General features: G+C 72.4%; 15 protein-coding genes and 1 pseudogene. 4 read left to right on the top strand and 12 right to left on the bottom strand.

Features of this window, described 5'->3' with window-relative positions; all coding sequences use genetic code 11:
• Nucleotides 1–12 precede the first annotated feature (12 nt).
• The 3 genes from ABZY12_RS18575 to asnB all read right to left on the bottom strand — a co-directional run bounded on the left by ABZY12_RS18575 (nucleotide 13) and on the right by asnB (nucleotide 3,622).
• On the bottom strand, nucleotides 13–759 hold the full coding sequence (locus ABZY12_RS18575) for an SDR family oxidoreductase (protein ID WP_356891518.1): 747 nt from the start codon (nucleotides 757–759) through the stop codon (nucleotides 13–15).
• Nucleotides 760–852: 93 nt separating this feature from the next.
• Complete coding sequence (locus ABZY12_RS18570) at nucleotides 853–1,818, bottom strand: PrpF domain-containing protein (RefSeq protein WP_356891516.1); 966 nt, start codon at nucleotides 1,816–1,818, stop codon at nucleotides 853–855.
• Nucleotides 1,808–3,622, bottom strand: coding sequence for an asparagine synthase (glutamine-hydrolyzing) (asnB, locus tag ABZY12_RS18565; RefSeq protein ID WP_356891514.1), 1,815 nt, complete (start codon nucleotides 3,620–3,622; stop codon nucleotides 1,808–1,810). Before asnB ends, ABZY12_RS18570 begins: the two co-directional genes overlap by 11 nt.
• 173 nt (nucleotides 3,623–3,795) lie before the next feature.
• Here asnB and ABZY12_RS18560 point away from each other — a divergent pair, with 173 nt between their 5' ends.
• Both ABZY12_RS18560 and ABZY12_RS18555 read left to right on the top strand, forming a co-directional pair.
• Entirely contained in the window at nucleotides 3,796–4,536 is a 741-nt protein-coding gene (locus ABZY12_RS18560) for a PIG-L deacetylase family protein (protein ID WP_356891512.1), read from the top strand.
• A gap of 81 nt (nucleotides 4,537–4,617) precedes the next feature.
• Nucleotides 4,618–5,274 carry a GNAT family N-acetyltransferase gene (locus ABZY12_RS18555; protein WP_356891510.1) on the top strand — a complete coding sequence of 219 codons (657 nt, stop codon included), beginning with the start codon at nucleotides 4,618–4,620 and terminating at the stop codon, nucleotides 5,272–5,274.
• A gap of 41 nt (nucleotides 5,275–5,315) precedes the next feature.
• Here ABZY12_RS18555 and ABZY12_RS18550 read toward each other — a convergent pair whose 3' ends face one another.
• Together ABZY12_RS18550 and ABZY12_RS18545 are read right to left on the bottom strand one after the other, a co-directional pair.
• A complete protein-coding gene (locus ABZY12_RS18550) occupies nucleotides 5,316–5,714 on the bottom strand; it encodes an ATP-binding protein (protein ID WP_356891508.1) in 399 nt (132 codons plus the stop codon).
• Nucleotides 5,711–5,920 (bottom strand): hypothetical protein, encoded by a 210-nt coding sequence (locus ABZY12_RS18545; protein WP_356891506.1) that lies wholly within the window; start codon nucleotides 5,918–5,920, stop codon nucleotides 5,711–5,713. The genes ABZY12_RS18550 and ABZY12_RS18545 overlap by 4 nt, the downstream gene beginning before the upstream one ends.
• Before the next feature lie 68 nt (nucleotides 5,921–5,988).
• Between ABZY12_RS18545 and ABZY12_RS18540 the strand changes: the two are divergent.
• Nucleotides 5,989–6,081: pseudogene (locus ABZY12_RS18540) on the top strand (DUF397 domain-containing protein); the annotation flags it as partial.
• A gap of 163 nt (nucleotides 6,082–6,244) precedes the next feature.
• On the opposite strand, the gene ABZY12_RS18535 reads toward ABZY12_RS18540, so the two are convergent.
• From ABZY12_RS18535 to ABZY12_RS18520, 4 genes are all read right to left on the bottom strand, one after another.
• Complete coding sequence (locus tag ABZY12_RS18535; protein ID WP_356891504.1) at nucleotides 6,245–6,868, bottom strand: LysE family transporter; 624 nt, start codon at nucleotides 6,866–6,868, stop codon at nucleotides 6,245–6,247.
• Nucleotides 6,865–7,176, bottom strand: a complete 312-nt coding sequence (locus ABZY12_RS18530) for a DUF2087 domain-containing protein (RefSeq protein ID WP_356891502.1) — start codon at nucleotides 7,174–7,176, stop codon at nucleotides 6,865–6,867. The genes ABZY12_RS18535 and ABZY12_RS18530 overlap by 4 nt, the downstream gene beginning before the upstream one ends.
• Before the next feature lie 104 nt (nucleotides 7,177–7,280).
• Nucleotides 7,281–7,556: a hypothetical protein gene (locus ABZY12_RS18525; protein ID WP_356891500.1), complete on the bottom strand. Its 276-nt coding sequence runs from the start codon at nucleotides 7,554–7,556 to the stop codon at nucleotides 7,281–7,283.
• Between the two features lie 382 nt (nucleotides 7,557–7,938).
• Nucleotides 7,939–8,094, bottom strand: coding sequence for a hypothetical protein (locus ABZY12_RS18520; protein WP_356891498.1), 156 nt, complete (start codon nucleotides 8,092–8,094; stop codon nucleotides 7,939–7,941).
• A 457-nt stretch (nucleotides 8,095–8,551) separates the two neighbouring features.
• Between ABZY12_RS18520 and ABZY12_RS18515 the strand changes: the two genes are divergently transcribed.
• On the top strand, nucleotides 8,552–9,184 hold the full coding sequence (locus tag ABZY12_RS18515) for a vanadium-dependent haloperoxidase (RefSeq protein WP_356891496.1): 633 nt from the start codon (nucleotides 8,552–8,554) through the stop codon (nucleotides 9,182–9,184).
• Here the strand turns inward: ABZY12_RS18515 and ABZY12_RS18510 are convergent.
• From ABZY12_RS18510 to ABZY12_RS18500, 3 genes are all read right to left on the bottom strand, one after another.
• Nucleotides 9,181–12,879 (bottom strand): amino acid adenylation domain-containing protein, encoded by a 3,699-nt coding sequence (locus ABZY12_RS18510; RefSeq protein ID WP_356891494.1) that lies wholly within the window; start codon nucleotides 12,877–12,879, stop codon nucleotides 9,181–9,183. The genes ABZY12_RS18515 and ABZY12_RS18510 overlap by 4 nt on opposite strands.
• 264 nt (nucleotides 12,880–13,143) lie before the next feature.
• The gene (locus tag ABZY12_RS18505; protein ID WP_356891492.1) at nucleotides 13,144–13,806 is read right to left on the bottom strand and encodes a maleylpyruvate isomerase family mycothiol-dependent enzyme; all 663 of its coding nucleotides are present in this window, start codon (nucleotides 13,804–13,806) and stop codon (nucleotides 13,144–13,146) included.
• Nucleotides 13,806–13,898, bottom strand: a 93-nt coding sequence (locus ABZY12_RS18500; protein WP_350978958.1) for an adenosylhomocysteinase, incomplete at its 5' end; no start/stop codon positions are given. The genes ABZY12_RS18500 and ABZY12_RS18505, both read right to left, overlap by 1 nt.

Genomic DNA, 13,898 nt, shown 5'->3' with positions numbered 1-13,898 from the left:
ACCTCCTGAGCGTCAGCGAGGTTCGAAGTGGAAGCTGCGGATGAAGCAGTCACGCGGCTGTTCGACGGCATAGACGATGCATTCGAAGAGCGCCTGCGTGGTGAGCTTCTCGTCGGGTGCTATTCCGTCCGGGTTCGCTCCGTCCCATTCGGCGAAGCGTGGATCGGAGATGGAGAAATCCGGCGGGTAGAGGGAGAAGACGCGGACTCCGGAGGGGCGAAGCCGCCGGGAGAGAATGTCGGCGAAACCGGCCTGCGCGCTCTTCGCCGCCCAGAACGCCTCGTGTGCGGCGCCCGCGGTGGCGGCGGAGGCGCCCTCGGCGTCCCGTACCGCGACCATGTTGACGATGTCCGGCCGCAGTGAGCCGCGCAGCAGCGGCAGGAAGTGCTTGACCATCAGGACGGTGCCGCCGGCGGTCGACTCGATCGTCTCCACGATCTGGTCGTCGCTGGCCGCCTCCAGATCCATGCCGTCGAGCCACCGGGCACCGTTGTTGACCAGCAGGTCGACCCGGTCGGTGCGCTCGCCGACCTTGGCGGCGAACTCCCGGATCTCGGCCGGCCGGCTCAGGTCGCAGCCGAAGGCGTGGATACGGTCACGGGCGGAGCCCATGACGTCGGTACGGGTGCGCTCGGCGGCCTCGACGGTGCGGGCCGACACATAGACCTCGGCGCCCAGATGCGCGAATCCGACGGCGAGCGCGCGGCCGAAATAGCGGGACGCTCCGGTCACGACGACACGCAGATTCTCGAATTTCATGCTCGTCTGCTCTCCCCTGCCCAGCGGGCGAATGCGGTCGAATTCAGCGTGGCAGAGGAAACGGCGTCGGAGACCGGTGAGAGCGGTGCGCGTTCACGCCGTTGCGTGGATACGCCAAGGCAGTTCGAGACGTTCGAGCACGGCCGCGCGCTTGTGGTGGACGGCGACGTGGTGGGTGCCGGAGGAGACGGTGACGGGGCCGCCGGGGGTGGCCACGGGACCGTCGAGGCGCGGCACGACGGTGCCTTCGGCGTACGCGGCGGCGGCGAGGGCGGCGGCCCCGGTGAGCGCGAGCCGGGGGTGCCAGCCGCCGACGGTGAGGGCGCGGACGGCCGTGCGGCCTCCGTCCACGGTGAACATGGCGATCTTCGGCAGCGCGGAGTGCGGCGGGTGCCCGAGCCGGCGTGCGGCGTGCGCCCGCAGCGCGAGGAGCCGGCGGAGGATCCCGTCACCGGTCCGGAACAGCGCGCCGGCGGTGTGGATCCCGAGGTGCGCGGCGTCGACGAACACGTACGGATTGCCGTATCGCACAAGGGACACGGGCAGGCCGCCGAGGACGTCGACGGGCTGCCCGGTGGGGAAGGTGCCGGGGGCGTCGGGGGGCCGCGGGAAGCGCAGGGTGTACGACGGGGAGCCCGGCCGCCGCGGCGCACCCTTCGGCGGGGGCTCCGGTCGGCACAGGACGTCGTCGCCCGTGGTGACCGCGTGCACGGCGAGGGGCCCGGGCCGCGCGGCGGACACCACGCAGGCGAGCAGCGAGTGGCCGCAGCCGGTACGGAAGTCGAAGCCGCCGTCAGGCAGGGCCTGTACGAAGCGGTAGTCGAGGTCGTGGCCGGGCCGGGCGGAGGGCCCGTACAGCGCGATCTTGCTCAGCTGTGCGTACGGCGTCCCCGCCAGGGCCCGCCGCAGGGCGACCAGCTCCCCGCGCAAGGCCAGGGCCCCACGGGGAAGTTGGTCCAGTTCCACGACGAGCGTGGGCCCGGGGGCGTCCTCGGCCCGTACGACGGTGGCGACGACCCCGCTCGCCCGGGCGCCACGCCCGTGGGCGTCACGCCGCACAGCCGACCGGGATCCGCATGCCCTGGACGACATCGGTCCACAGCTCGTGCACCGCGAGGCCCCACAGGGCCAGCGCGTCGCGCTGCGAAGGGTGTTCGAGCTGGCGGGCGAGGAGTTTGCGGACGCGGTCGGCCCGGACCTTGCCGCCGAGGACCAGGCGGGCCGGGGAGAGGAGTTCGCGGACCGTGTCGAGCAGCGGACTGCCCGGGGCCAGCATGGCCGCGATCGGCAGGGTGAACGGCTGCTTGGGCCGGTTCAGGACCGGTGCGGGCAGCAGGTCGCGGCCCGCCTCGTACAGCGCGCGCTTGCCTCGCCGCGCCTCAGGAGGCAGCGAGCGCGCGTACGTCACGACGCCCGGCTGGCAGAACGGCATCCGCGCCTCGACCCCCCACGCCATCGACAGATGGTCCACGCGCCGCAGGTGGTACGCGGGCAGCCGCCACCGCGTCTCGAACGCCGTCATCGCCGTCAGCCGGTCCGCCCCCACCGCCTCGGCCGATCGCAGCTCCTGCTCGATCCGGTCGGCGGCCGAGCCCTGCTCGGCGATGTACGCGCGGTACGCGGGCGTGTAGAGGTGCTCGCGCAGCATCCGGGGGGCCGCCGACAGCGCGTCCGCGTAGGCCCCCGCCCAGTCCGCGCCCTCCGGCGCGTCCAGTGCGGCGCGCATCCGGTCGTACCCGCCGAAGAGTTCGTCGGCGCCGTCGCCCGCCAGCGCGACCGTGAAGCCGTTCTCCCGTACGGCGCGGAACAGGGCGTAGGTGGAGAGGGCGATGGGGTCGGCGTTGGGCTGGCCGAGGTGGCGGACCGTACGGGTCAGGAGCGAGCCCAGCTCGTCGGGGTCGATCGCGACCTCGTGGTGCGTGGTCCGGGCCCGGCGCGCGACGGAACGGGCGTACGCGGCCTCGGAGTCGGGCCATGTGCCGCGGTAGGTGAGGTGGAAGGTGTGCAGCGGCGGCGCGTCCACCTCGCGCGCGTACTCGGCGGCGAGGGCGGTGACGAGCCCGGAGTCGAGGCCGCCGCTGGTGATCGCGCAGACGGGCACCTCGGCGCGGGCGAGCCGCCGCACCTCTCGCCGGAGCACGTCCTGCGCGTCGCCCACCGGGGTGGCCGGGTGCGGGGCCCGGCGCCGGACGACGGGTGCGCAGCCGGGCCGGACGACGGCGGTGGCACCGGGCGGCAGCACGTCGATGCCGTCGAGCGCGGTGCGGGCGGAGAACGACGTACGGGTGGCGAGGACGGTGTCCAGGGTGTCCTCGCGCGGGGAGATCCGTACGCCCTCGAAGGCGAGGAGCGCCGGGATCTCGGAGGCGAACCGGATCGAGCCGTCGTGCGGGTCGTGGTGGAGGTGGATCGGCTTCATGCCCATGTCGTCGACGGCGAGGGTCAGTCGAGGGCCGGCCGACGTCCCGGACCGCAGGTCGAGCACGGCGACGGCGAACATCCCGTCGAGGTGGTCCGCGAAGGCCGGCCCGTACTCGGCGTAGAGCGCGGGCAGCACGTTGCCGTCGCAGCGGTCGGGGAAGCGGTGACCGCGGGCGGCGAGGTGCCGGCGCAGCTCGGTGTGGTTGTAGATCTCGCCGTTGAGGACGGCGAGGATCCCGGGCAGGTGCGGCAGCCGGTAGGGCTGCTGCCCGCCGCAGGGGTCGGTGACGGCGAGCCGGTCGCACCCCAGCGACCAGCCGGCCCCGCTGAGCACTTCGTGCTCGTCGGGGCCGCCGTGGCGCTGGCGGGCGGAGACCGCCGCGAGCTCGGCCGGCTCGGGGCGGGCCGCCCCGGCGGCGAAGGAGCCGAAAATCCTGCACATTGCCGGTCGCCTCCGGTTCGTCCGCGGCCGCCGGTGACCCGGCCGGCCGCAAGTCTCATGTCGCACCCAATGATTTGAATCTACCAAGTTTTTGAATGGCGCGTAAGTGCCATGTCCAGTTCACGCCACGACATGGCCTTGCGACGCTCCCGCCGCCCCAACAGGCTGGCCCCATGGAGGACTTCGCGACCGATCAGACAGACCGCAGCGCCCCCGCATCCCTGCTGGTGGTGGCCGCGCACCCGGACGACATCGAGTTCTGCGTGAGCGGCACGGTCATGCAGTGGATCGAGCGCGGCACCCGTGTCACGTACTGCATCGTCACGGACGGCGGCGCCGGCGGTTACGACGAACGGCTCCCGCGTCAGGCGATGGCGGACCTGCGCCGCGCCGAACAGGTCCACTCCGCCAAGCTCAGCGGCGTCGCGGACGTCCGCTTCCTCGGCTACCCCGACAGCTTCGTCGAGCCCAGCGTGGAACTGCGTCGCGACCTGTGCCGTGTCATACGCGAGGTACGCCCGCAGCGGGCGATCATCCCCTCCCCCGAGATCAACTGGGCCCGCGTCGCCGACCTCCACCCCGACCACCGGGCGGTCGGCGACGCCTGCCTGCGCGCCGTCTACCCGGAGGCCCGCAACCCCTTCGCCCACCCGGAGCTGCTGAAGGAAGAGGGCCTGGAGCCGTGGATCGTCCACGAACTCTGGCTGATGACCGGCCCGACGCCCAATCAGTACGTCGACGTCACCGGCGTCTTCGACCGCAAGGTGCAGGCGCTGCGGATCCACACCTCCCAGACCGCACACTTCGACGACCTGGCGGGGCTGCTACGGGAGTGGCTCAGCGAACACGCGACGGCGGGGGGCCTGCCGGCGGGCCGGATGGCGGAGGCGTTCCAGATCGTGCACATCGACTGAGGCGGACGGGATGGCACGAGGGGCGCGCAGGACCGGGGGGCGGATGAAACCGCCCGGTCAACAACCGTCAGAATCAGGCACATGCAGTCACATACTCCTGCTTCCTCCGCCACCTCCGCTTCCTCCACCGCCCCCGCCCCCCGGGCGGCCGGTCCCGGCGACGCGCCGGCGGTCGGCCGGGCCATGGCCGCGGCGTTCGACGACGACCCGATGATGCGGTGGCTCTTCCCCGACGAGGCCGGTCGTACCGACGGCCTCGGCCGGTACTTCACGACGCTCTTCACCCGCCAGTACCAGCCCCACGGCTTCTGCGAGGTCACCGGGGACGGGGCCGCCGCCTCGTTCTGGGTCCCGCCGCAGGCGCGCGAGAAGGCGGTGCCCGATCAGGAGACCATCGGTGCCCTGATCGAGATCCTGGGCCCGCGGGCGGCCCGCCTGCGGGCGGGCGTCGAACTCGCCGCCGCGCACACGCCGGAGCGTCCGCACTGGTACCTCGCGCTGCTCGGCGCCGACCCCGCCGTCCGGGGCCGGGGCCGCGGGGCGGCCCTCCTGCGCTCCGGCCTCGCCCACGCCGACGCCGAAGGGGCCCCGGCCTACCTGGAGTCCTCCAAGGAGGCGAACCTCGCCTTCTACGCCCACTTCGGCTTCACGGAGATCGGCCGCCTCCAACTCCCGGACGGCGGCCCCACCCTCTGGCAGATGTGGCGCGAGCCGGCCACCGGCGGCTCGCGGGTCTGAGACTCCCAGGGCGGCCACCGAGACCGCGGCCGCCCCGGAACTCACGGGCACGCGCCCGCCGGCCGGGGGCTCGGCAGCTCACACCAGACCGTCTTGCCGCCGGGCCCCTGCCCCACCCCCCACCGCGTCGACACGGCCTCCAGCAGCGCGAGCCCCCGCCCCGACTCGCACGCGCCGGTCGCCTCCCGCAGGACCGGCCACACGCGCGGGTCGGGGTCGCTCACCTCGACACGGGTCCGGCCGTCGGCCGTGTCCGTCACATGGAGAGTGACCGGGGTGCCCTCCCCGACATGGGCGATGACGTTGGTCAGCAACTCCGAGACACAGAGCTGCAGATCGGGGCAGCCCTCGCCGCCGTACCGCTCCCGCAGGACGGCCCGCAGCTCCGGTACCGCCTTGGGCAGGGCCAGCAACTCCAGCCGCAGGGACGACCGGCTCACCCTTCGGCCGCCTGCCGCAGCACGCCCGCGAGTTGGCGGGCGGTCGCCACGTTGCAGTTGCCGAGCGCGACCAGCGGCGGGCGGACCGAACACCCGGTGAGGGTGACCACGTCGACGCCGAGCGACGGCAGAGTGATGCCGTGAGCTGCGAGGGCGGCGCGGAGGGCGTCGATGTCGGGGCGGATGTCGTACGCGTCGTCGTCCATGAGGAGCCGTACACCTCGAAGTCGCCGACGACGCTCCCGGCCTCGTCCCCGTCCGGGACTCCAAGCGTCCCCACGGCCCCGTCCTCGTGCTCACCGCCGCCGCCTGGAGCCCGTTCGTCGACGCGATCAAGGCGTCGGCGGCGCAGGGGCTCCGGCGTTGACGACGCCATGCTGGCCGCCTACGCCCGGCAGCGAGTCGGACGACCGTGCCAGGGCGTTGCGCTGGCTGCAGGAGAACGCCGAGGATTTTCTCGACTTCCAGGTTCTGGAGGAACGGGAAGAGACCGGGTCGTGACCACGTAGCCGACGCCTCCCCGTACACGGTCACGCCACCAGGTGCACCGCCAGCACCGTGATCAGCGTGCTCGATGCCAGGGCCGTCGTGAGGCGGGCGCGCGGGCCCGTCAGGGTGTGGCCGAGGAGGGTGCCGCCCGTGGCCAGGAGGAGTTGCCAGCTGGCGGAGGCGGCGAGGGCGGCCAGGACGAAGGCGGTCTGGTCGACGGCCGTCGTCGGGGCCGACGGGCCGGTGGCGAGGACGAGGGCCGCGAAATAGATCACGGTCATCGGGTTGAGGATCGTGATGCCGAGGAAGGTCAGATAGGCGCGCAGGGGCGTGGGGAGGCTGTCATCGTCTCTCCCCGCGAGCGTCCGCGCCCGGTACGCGCGCAGCGCCGTCCACGCCGAGCGGGCCGCCAGCGCCACCAGAACGAGCGCCGACGCCCAGCGCAGCGGGGTCATGACGGGGGTGAGCAACGGGACGAGGGCCGCGCCGCCGGCCACCGCGACCAGGGCGTAGACACCGTCCGCCGTGGCGACGCCGAGCGCCGCGGCCGCTCCCGTACGCCAGGTGGTGCGGGCCGTGACCGCCACCAGGTAGGCGCCGACCGCGCCGACCGGGATCGCGATGCCGTAGCCGGCCAGCAGGCCGGCCACCACCGCGGCGGTCACGCGACGGCGGGGATCGCGCCTCCGGGGGAGCCGGGCTGCTGCTGTCGGTGGTAGCGGGCGCCGTCCTTCGTACGGGAGAGCAGGCCACCGGTCACGAGATAGCGGCGCAGGGCCGGGAAGTCGTCGTGGACGGTCAGCAGCGCCTCGTTGACCTCGCGCTCGGTGTAGGCGCGGGCGGGCTCGAAGAGCGTCTCGGCCAGGTGGGCGAGGAGCTGCTCCCGGCGGGCCGGCCTGCGCGGGATCGCCTTCAGGCGTCCGGCGGGGGAGAAGAGGTCCGCCACGGGGCGGGAGTCGGAAGGGGAAGTCATACGCCGAAGAGTGGCGCCCGGGCCCGGCCCCCGGCAAAGGATTTTCCCGACCAGGAGGGTGCACGGGGGCGCCGGGGCGCGACCGCCCGGCCCGCAGCGCTTCCCTAGCGCGTCACCACGCGCGACGCCTCGTAGACCTTCGGGCGGGCCGCCGTCATTCCGGAGGACTCCAGGATCGGCAGCGCCTTCTCGGTGAAGGCGCGGAACGCGTCCGCCGACTCCCACAGGTCCACCACGATCCAGCCGTCGTCGGTCTTGCCCCCGGCGTGGGCGATGAAGCCCTCGGCCGGCCACCACGGCGCGCCGGTGAGCTTCTCGCTGTTCTCCTCGTACTGCTCCTGCGTGACGCCCGGCATCTCGATGACGACGATGACCGCCATGGTGGCACTCGCTCTCCGGTCGGGGGCTCGGTGCTCCTCAGTCGAACAGCCCGCCCGGGGCACCGCACCAGGGCCGCGCCCATCCGGACCACGGCCGGGCAGGCCCCAGTGCTCGGTGTGGGTGACGCTGCCGAGCCGCCGCACATGCGCGTGCTCGTCCCTGTCCGGTGCCCCCGGCATCCGACCGCCGAGCGGGTGGTGCGAACGCTCAGACGGTTGGTTCGGCCTCGGTCCGGCGTTGCTGTCTCCCACAGGGTGCATGTTTCTGGGGGGGGCATGCCGAGATGCTTGGACAGAAGGAACCCGCGATGCGCACCAGAGTGGTCAGCAGGGGTAGGGCGGCGACGGTCGCGACGTTGCTGCTGATGGGAACGTTGAGCAGTCAGCCCGCCGGGGCGGCGACCACCGCCCCGAAGCCGGAGACCGACTCGTCGGTGATCACGGAGTGGGCGGAAAGGGTGTCCGCGACCGTGGACCCGGAGGGGCTGCTGCGTGCTCCGGAGGAGGCGGTGTGGCACGCGTATGTGTCACTGGCCATGTACAACGCAGTGGTGGGCATCGAGGGTCGCTATGCCCCGTACCGGTGGCGAGCGCGTGCTCCGCACGGTGCGTCGGCCGAGGCGGCTGCCGCGACGGCGGCGTACCGGATGCTGCTGGCCGGGTTCCCGAAGGCCGGGCCCATGTTGGAGAACGCGTGGACGGCTTCACTGGCGAGAGTCCCGGACGGACCCGCGGAGCAGTCGGGAGTAGCGTTCGGGGAGCGGGCGGCGAAACACATCATGGCCCTGCGCGCGAACGATGGGCGAGGTGCTTCGGTGCCGTTCTCGCCCCTCTCGGTCCCCGGTGGGTGGCGGCCGGCGCCGCCTGACCACAGAGACTTCACCACGGCGTGGATCGGTCGGTTGCGCCCGTTCCTCATGGATGAGCCCAGCCAGTTTCGCCCTGGCCCGCCTCCCGAGCCGACCTCGGCCCGGTACGCGCGGGATCTGGCGGAAGTGAGGGCGTACGGCGCGAAGAGCGGTTCCCTCCGGAGTGCTTGGCAGACGGAGACGGCGCTGTTCGCGGCCCGTGTCGAGATCCCGAAGGCGCTGGGTGACCACGCCGCACGGCACGCCTTCGACATCTCCGAGACGGCTCGGCTGTACGCCGCCGCGAACACCGTCATGATGGACGCGATGATCGCCGCCTGGGACGCCAAGCTGCACTACGCCACGTGGCGGCCGATCACCGCTGTCCGTGAGGCGGACAATGACAACAATCCCGCCACCCGGGCGGATCCGACGTGGGAACCCCTTCTCACTACGCCCGCGCACCCCGACTACCTCAGTGGCCACGCCTCCACGGCGGGAGCCCTGATGCGGACCCTGGAGGAGATGTTCGGCACCTCCCGCGTCGACCTCGACATCCATTCGCCCAGCACCGGCACCACCCGGCACTACGAATACTCCGCGGACTACGTCCGCGACGTCGTCGACGCGCGCGTATGGTCCGGAATCCACACGAGGACAGCGGACACCGTCGCCAGCGCCACAGGGAAACGGGTCGCGGAGTGGATGCTGAAGCGATACTTCCTGAACACCCATGGGCCGGCCCCCAGTAGCAGGTCGGCGGGGCGAGACGCCCCCTAGTGGCCCAGGCGGTATCTGATCTTCTTCACCAACTCCTGAAGGTCCGGCTCCCGCAGCAGGCTGTAGTGGTCCGCGTCCAGTTCCACCACCGTCGGCGGGCGGGACGCCCACCCCCGCGTCGTCTCCAGGAAGGAGTAGTCGTCGCCCCGCGCCTTGAAGATCGTCACCGGGCAGTTCACCCGCCGTTCGGTCAATTCCCGGAAGGTGTACGTGAATTCGAAGGTCCGCTCCACGATGGCGACGATTCGCCGGATCAGCTCCGGGTCGAGCGCCGGGAAGCGCTCCGACACGTACGCCGTGAACGACTCGGCGTCCTTCACCGGCACCTCCTCCAGCGCGCCCGCGAAGACCGAGTGGAGGATGGCGACGAAGGCGGGATTCCCGTACGAGGCGCCCCCGGCCGCCGACTCCGACCGCACCTTCGGCGAACCCGGCGCGATCAGGAACAGGTGCTCCACCTGCTCCCCCGCCGCCTCCAGAAGGTGCGCCGACTCGAAGGCGACGCGGGCACCGAAGGAGTACCCCCACAGCGTGTACGGCCCCGCCGGCTGCCGGCGCCGGATCGCCTCCACGTCGGCCGCCGCCATCTCGCGGATCGTGTCGTACGGCGTCTCGCCGCGGTTGATGCCGTGGGCCTGCACGCCGTAGAAGGGGCGGTCGATTCCGATCTCCTCCGCCAGGAACCGCAGGTTCATGGTGTAGCCGCCGAGCCCGGGCCAGCAGTAGACGGGTGAGCGCTCGCCCGCCGCGTGCAGGCGGACGAGCCGGGAGGCCGGCGTGGCGGCCGCGCCGTCCACCCGGTGGGCGAGCTTCTCGATCGTCGGGCACTCGAAGAGGATCTGGAGCGGCAACCGGGCGCCGAACGCGCGATTGATCTTCATGATGAGCGCCACCGCGATCAGCGAGTTGCCGCCGGACTCGAAGAAGTCGTCCTGTACGGAGACGGCCCCGACCTCCTCGTACTTCAGCGCCGCCGCCCAGATCTCGGCGAGACGCGTCTCGGTCCTGGTGCGGGGCAGGACGTGCGGCCGGCCGTGGAGACCGGCGTTCACGACGGCGAGTTCACCGAGCGCCCTGGCGTCGACCTTGCCGTTGGCGGAGAGCGGCAGCCGGTCGAGGACCACCACCCGGTTGGGGATCATGTAGTCGGGCAGGTGGCGGGCGAGGTCGTCACGGATCATCTCGGCCGGGCCCTTCATGTGGACCGTGTCCTCGTACATCCCCTCGCTGAACCGCTGCTCCTCGCTGACCCGGCCGCCGACGAAGAAGTACGAGGGGCCGGTCGGGCGCCCGGCGGCGTCCAGGATGGCGTCCATGCGGCGGGCGGCCGGAAGGGCGTGGCCGGACATGGAGCTGTAGCCGGACGACATGAACCCGAGTCCGTGTTCGCCGAGTTGGAGGCGCTGGAGGGTGCGGCCGAGGTCGACGTAGGCGAGCGTGGCGTCGGCCGTGCGGCTGATGACGGTGATGCCCAGGCTCGCGCGTTCGTAGACGGCCTGGTTGATGGCGATCACGTGCTTCTTCTCGACGAGGTCGGCGGAGACCGGCCACAGCGCGCCGTCGCGGTACCGGTACTGACCCGCCGGGAGGTCCGCGATCCGGTCGGGGTGGGCCTGGACGTAGAGGTCGACCTCCGGCTCCGTCCTGGCCTCCTCGTCGTACGGGACAAGCTCGAAGCCCTCCCCCTCGGCCCGCGGCCGGATGTCGAGTCCGTAGCCGGGCAGGATCTCCTCGAACAGGCCGACCATGTGGCCGGTCTCGATCTCCAGGACCTCGCGGATGTTGTTCTTGTAGACCGGTTCGATGGCGGACTTCTCGCCGACGAAGCGGACGCGGAGGAAGGGCTCGCCCTCGGCGGCGAGGGGCTCGATCAGATACAGGCGGTGGTGGACCGGGTGGTAGTAGTACGCCCCCGGTTCCAGACCGGCGATCCCGCACACCTCCACGTACAGCTGGGTCGCGTACAGCGCGCCGGGCGAGGCGTAGCCGTACTTGGGCAGCAGCCGCTCCTCGCTGGTGAACTGGCCGAACCAGCGCAGGATGTCGCCGAGGTCGGCGGCGGTGAGGGTGCCGACGGCGCGGGAGCCGACGCCCTCGGGGCGGCGGTCGAGGGCGGCGAGGATGTCCGCCGCGGTCACCTGTCCGCCCTCGTAGAAGCGGTAGGTCTTGCGGGCGAAGACGGTGCGGCGCGTGCGCGCGGAGGGGGTGCGGCCGGGCAGCTCGACGACCGGGCGGCCGGCGAGGTCGGCGGCGTCGCGGGTGCCGGCGTTGGAGAGCTGGGCCTTGACCTGGAGCTTGCTCTCCTTGGACTGGTGGTGCGCGCCGTGGCTGCCCTGGTCCATGAGTGCGGCTTCCTTGGGCGAGAGCTCCACGCAGGCGACGAGGTTCTGGAAGCCGGTGCGGGGCTCGTCCTTGACGATGACGGCCGCGTTCTTGACCCAGTCGTGGTTCTCGATGGCGAGGGCGATCTCGTCGAGCTCGACGCGGAAGCCGCGGAGTTTGATCTGGTTGTCGGCGCGGCCCGCGAAGTGGACGGTGCCGTCGTGGTCGAGGTGGGCCAGGTCGCCGGTGCGGTAGAGGCGTTCGCCCGTCTCCAGGGTGATGAAACGTTCTGCCGTCAGCTCGGGACGGTCCAGGTACCCCCGCGCCACCTGGACACCGCCGACGCACAGCTCGCCGTCGCGTATGTGGAAGGCCGTGTCGTACGCCGGTCTGCCGATCGGTATCGCGGCGGGGCCGTCGGCGACGGTGGCCCGGTCGACGGTGTGGGACGAGGCGTTGATGGTGCACTCGGTGGGGCCGTAGAGGTTGACCAGCTCGGCCTCGGCCGGCAGCTCGGCGAGCAGTCGGACGGCGAGGTTGCGGGAGAGGATCTCGCCGCCGGAGTACACGCGGCGGAGGGTCGCGCAGGTGGCGAACCGCTCGGTGTCGAGCAGGGCCTGGAGCAGGGTCGGGACGCACTGGAGCATGGTGGCGCGGTGGGCGCGCACGGCGTCGATGATGCCCTCCGGGTCGCGGTAGACCCCGGGCGGGCCCATGGCGACGCGGGCGCCGACGGCGGGGGCGAGGATCTCCCACTGGGCGGCGTCGAAGCTCATGGGCGTCTTCTGCAGGACGACGGCGCCGGGCCCGAGGTGGTGTTCGGCGGCCATCCAGCGCATCTGGGCGACGATGGAGCGGTGCTCGATCATGACGCCTTTGGGCTTGCCGGTGGAGCCGGAGGTGTAGATGACGTACGCGAGCCGGCTCGCGCTCATGTCGCGCGTCGCGTTCTCGCCGCCAGGGGTGCGCCGGAGGAGCCGGCCGCCGTCCTCCACGGTGACGACGGCGGTGCCGGGGGGCGCGAGTTCGGTGACGCGGTCGCGGAAGCGCTCCTGGGTGAGGACGATACGGGCGCCGCTGTCCTCGATCATGTAGCGGAGCCGCTCTTCGGGATACTCCGGGGAGAGCGGGACGTAGGCGCCACCGGAGCAGACGACACCCCAGGTGCCGATCACCAGTTCGAGTGACGGTTCGACGTGGACGCCGACGCGGTCGTCGGGGGCGACGCCGAGGTCCTGGAGGTACGTGGCCAGGCCGGCGGCGCTTTCGTGGAGCTCACGGAAGGTGAGCGTCTCGTCGGCCTGGACGACGGCGGTGTCGTCGGGGCGTGCGTGCGCCTCGGCGGCGAGCAGCTGGTCGAGGGTCGTGAGCATGAAGGTGCCCTTCGTCTGCGGGGGCGGGGTTCCGGGGGCCCACGGCGCGGGCCCGGGGCGTGGGGCGCGGGCCCGGGGCGCTGGGGCGCGGGCCCGGGGCGCTGGGGCGCGGGCCCGTGGGGCTGGGGCCACGGAGCGGACTCGCCCGCAAGGGCGCCGTCCGTTGTGCCCACCCGCTCCGCCCCAGCGGAACGAATGCCCACAACGGGGGTAAGGGGAGGGGAGAAGGGCGGAGCGAGGGGGACGCACCCCGCCCTTTCCCGGTCAGCGGTAGATGAGCAGTTCCTGTTCGGTCGCGCCCCAGAGTTCGTACCGCGTACGCACCAGCGGGCGGCCCGAGTAGAGGCGGATCAAGGTCGCCGCGTCACCCGTGTAGCGGGCCGGCGGGCGGTCGGGGAGCTCGTTTCCGAGGACGACGGGGGACGGACGGTCCTCCAGCGCGGCCACCAGGCGCGGCGTCTCCCGTTCGCGGCTGGTCACCGACAGCAGCGGCAGCGCCAGTTCCAGGCTCGCCGCCCCGCAGTACGCGCCCGGTTCACCGAAGGCCTCCCGGACGTCGCCCGCGTGGACCCACTCCCCCAGTGCCACCGCGTCCAGCGTCCCGTCCGCCGTCTCCGCGATCACCGGGCCCGCCTCGGAGAAGCCCCGCTCCAGCTCGTCCAGGATCCGGCCCAGCGGCCATGACTCGCGCTCGGCGACGTCCGCCGCGTTCGCCTCCGGCAGGAAGACACCCTCCTCCAGGCGGCCCTCGACGATCCGGACGAGGGCGGCCCCGCAGTGGGCGAGCACCTGCCGGGCCGTCCAGCCCGGACAGGCTGTCCGCGACTGGAACGACGCCTCCGGTGTGCGCCGCAGCAGCGGCATCAGCGCGTCCCGTTCCGTACGCAACAACCGGTCCGGGAGCCAAGGATCACGTACGTACGACATCAGTAGCGGTAGTGGTCCGGCTTGTACGGGCCCTCGACCGGGACGCCGATGTAGGCGGCCTGCTCCGGGCGCAGGGTCGTGAGCTTCACGCC

It is taken from the genome of Streptomyces sp. NPDC006551 (assembly GCF_040611675.1).
In the GTDB taxonomy this organism is placed as follows: domain Bacteria; phylum Actinomycetota; class Actinomycetes; order Streptomycetales; family Streptomycetaceae; genus Streptomyces.
Note: the sequence above shows the minus strand (reverse complement) of the source record. Positions and strands in the feature narration are given on the sequence as shown.